General features: G+C 64.4%; 3 protein-coding genes and 1 tRNA gene. 1 reads left to right on the forward strand and 3 read right to left on the reverse strand.

Annotation, left to right across the window (positions count from 1 at the left end; genetic code table 11):
• Positions 1-133: 133 nt before the first annotated feature.
• Together V6M39_RS03670 and V6M39_RS03675 are read right to left on the reverse strand one after the other, a co-directional pair.
• The gene (locus tag V6M39_RS03670) at positions 134-514 is read right to left on the reverse strand and encodes a contact-dependent growth inhibition system immunity protein (protein ID WP_332642322.1); all 381 of its coding nucleotides are present in this window, start codon (positions 512-514) and stop codon (positions 134-136) included.
• Between the two features lie 170 nt (positions 515-684).
• Complete coding sequence (locus V6M39_RS03675; RefSeq protein WP_332642323.1) at positions 685-993, reverse strand: hypothetical protein; 309 nt, start codon at positions 991-993, stop codon at positions 685-687.
• Between the two features lie 88 nt (positions 994-1,081).
• Between V6M39_RS03675 and V6M39_RS03680 the strand changes: the two genes are divergently transcribed.
• Positions 1,082-2,236 (forward strand): IS30 family transposase, encoded by a 1,155-nt coding sequence (locus V6M39_RS03680; protein ID WP_332642324.1) that lies wholly within the window; start codon positions 1,082-1,084, stop codon positions 2,234-2,236.
• Positions 2,237-2,655: 419 nt separating this feature from the next.
• Here V6M39_RS03680 and V6M39_RS03685 read toward each other — a convergent pair.
• Positions 2,656-2,729 (reverse strand) — tRNA-Pro (locus V6M39_RS03685).
• Positions 2,730-2,755: the final 26 nt, after the last annotated feature.

The following is a 2,755-nucleotide window of genomic DNA, read 5'->3' on the forward strand; positions in this document are numbered from 1 at the left end:
CACCCGCTCATCGGCACTTCGGATAAGCCACTTCCCGGACCCGCCAAACCGACGCTACGCCCAGATCCCGCCGACGTGAAGAACCTCGTCCCAAGCACCGGTTGACACAGAGGGGCGCCAGATGAGGGCGTTACTAGGGTGGGTAGACGCCCTGTTCACTCTTCGGCACGTCAGGCACGCTCTCAAGCCGTGCTCGCTCATCGGCATGGCGGTGCCAGTACTCAGCGGAGACTCGGGCGACCTGCTCGCGCAGTGCTCCTGGAGCCATGTCACCCGACGCACAGGGGTCAAGTTCCAGCCGTTCAAGCGCGATCGGCACCAGCCAGTGCAAACCCTCGCTCTGGCCCAGCAAGAGTCGAAGATCCTCATCCGAAAGATCGGAGACCGCCTTATGGCGCAAGGCGTGCACCTTCTTGATTAGAGGAGTTGCACCCTCGGGCGGGTCGCCCCAGTCGTCGTCTTCGAGCTCGCTGAGCGACTTGCGCAGCCGCTGCTGGATTCGATCTTTAGCCACCGACAGACTCTAAGCGGACCGGCGGCGCGCGGTGCATCGACCCGCGATGAGATCAGAAGGGGGACGCGCTCTCGTCGGCACGAGTGCGCGGAACGCGGCATGGTCGGGCGTCCCGCTCCGACAGCGGCATGGTCGGGCGTCCCGCTCCGACAGCGGCAGAGTCGAGCTCTTTAGTCCCCGACGAACCAGAGGTATCGGTGCACGCGCTCCGTCGCTACGTCCATCAACCGCTCCAACTCGTCGAGCATGGGTTGCCAATCTGTCCCGAGTTGGGCGCGCACAAATTCGACCTCGCGGGGCAACTGTCGCTCTATCTGAAGGCGGTTGAACATCGTGTCGCCGTAAGGATCCACGGCAACCAGAAGCGGCGTGTCACGAAGATTCAGGACGCCTTGTGGCACCTTCCAAGGAAGCGAGCCCTCGTCCAGTCGCTCGCCCTTGCCAGGCATCTCTCGACGCACCCACATGCTGATCGCCACCCCGAAAGGGTCCCACGACTCAACCGCTCGCACATCGGGATGCTCTCAACGGGTCGTTGCAACACTTCCTTGACTCAAGGAGGTCGTGATGGCGCGGCAGCACTACCAGCGGTTGTCACCTAGGGACATTGATGAGATCTGGTCACGGTTGAGGGCCGGGCATTCGGTGAAGCCGACGGCTCGAGCGTTGGGACTGCCGTCCAGCACCGTGCGTACCTATCTGCTGCGGTGCGGCGGGATAAGACCCGAACCACGCTGTCGTGGCGCGGGCCGGTTGAGCTTCGTCGAACGTGAGGAGATCAGCCGCGGCTTGGCTGCCGGCCAGTCGCTGCGCGCGATCGCGGCCGCACTGGGTCGCTCGCCCTCCACGATCAGCCGCGAGGTCGCCGCCAACGGCGGCCGTAGTGCTTACCGTGCAGCGTCTGCTGATAGTCAGGCGTGGTCGCGATCGACCAGGCCGAAGGCGTGCAAGCTGGTCAAGAGCCCGGTGTTGGCTGGCTTCGTGTCCGAGAAGCTGCAGCGGCGGTGGTCGCCCCAGCAGATCGCTGGTTGGTTGAAGCTGACCTATCCCGACGACCCGGAGATGCATGTGTCGCACGAGAGCATCTACCGCACCCTGTTCGTGCAGTCGCGTGGAGCGTTGAACAAGGAACTGACCGCGTATCTGCGCACCGGGCGGGTGATCCGCCGTGCGCACGGGATGCGGGTGCCCGACGGTCGCGGTTCGCGGCCGGGGATCGTGAACATCAGCGAACGGCCAGCCGAAGTCGAGGACCGGGCGGTGCCCGGGCATTGGGAGGGCGACCTGGTCTTCGGTCGACAGATGAGCCCGGTCGCGACCCTGGTCGAACGGTCCACCCGGTTCCTGCTCCTCGTCGGGTTGCCCGGTGGGAACCACAAGGCCGACGCCGTCGCGGACGCGCTGGCCGCGGCGGTGCAGCATCTACCCGCTCACTTGGCGAAGTCGCTGACCTGGGACCAGGGCCACGAGATGGCTGCGCACCAACGCTTCACCAGCGAGACCGGGATCGATGTCTACTTCTGTGACCCGAAGTCACCCTGGCAGCGTGGGAGCAACGAGAACACCAACGGGCTGCTGCGCCAATACATGCCTCGACGCCTGGACTTCAGAACGCTGACCCAAGACGATCTCGACGCCATCGCACTCGAGCTCAACGAACGCCCTCGACAGACCCTGGGATTCAAGACACCATCACAAGCACTCGCAGAAGTGTTGCGATGACCGCCTGAGCCCGCAGGCAGATCCGTGCGCTTTGCATGCACACCGCAGGGGTCGTCAGCCAGCTGGCCAGCACTCTGGCGCTGTCTTTTCGGCGCCCGTCGATCACCCGCGCCCATGCCACGCGCGACGCTGACAGGCATGACGAACTCGTCTCGCCTGCCAGGAGGAATCCAGGGACTCCGCACGCTGGCCAACGGACCGGGTCCGTCAGGGTTTTTGGTGCATAAACGGTTCACCGATTTTGCGGTGGTCGGACGGGGATTTGATGGTCCCGCCGACGGCGGCTTGCATCGCCGCAGGTCAGAGGCCATTTCCGGTCGATGAGAGCGGGATTTGAGGCCACGACCGCCGACCGCAGTTACTTCAAATCCCAAACTGCCCCTGATCTGCGTTTCCGCAGGTCAGAGGCAGTTTTTCGGTCGGGCTGACAGGATTTGAACCTGCGACCCCCTGACCCCCAGTCAGGTGCGCTACCAAGCTGCGCTACAGCCCGAACACTTCGTACGGGATCGCCGTCCG

The organism is Aeromicrobium sp., from assembly GCF_036675695.1.
Classification (GTDB): domain Bacteria; phylum Actinomycetota; class Actinomycetes; order Propionibacteriales; family Nocardioidaceae; genus Aeromicrobium.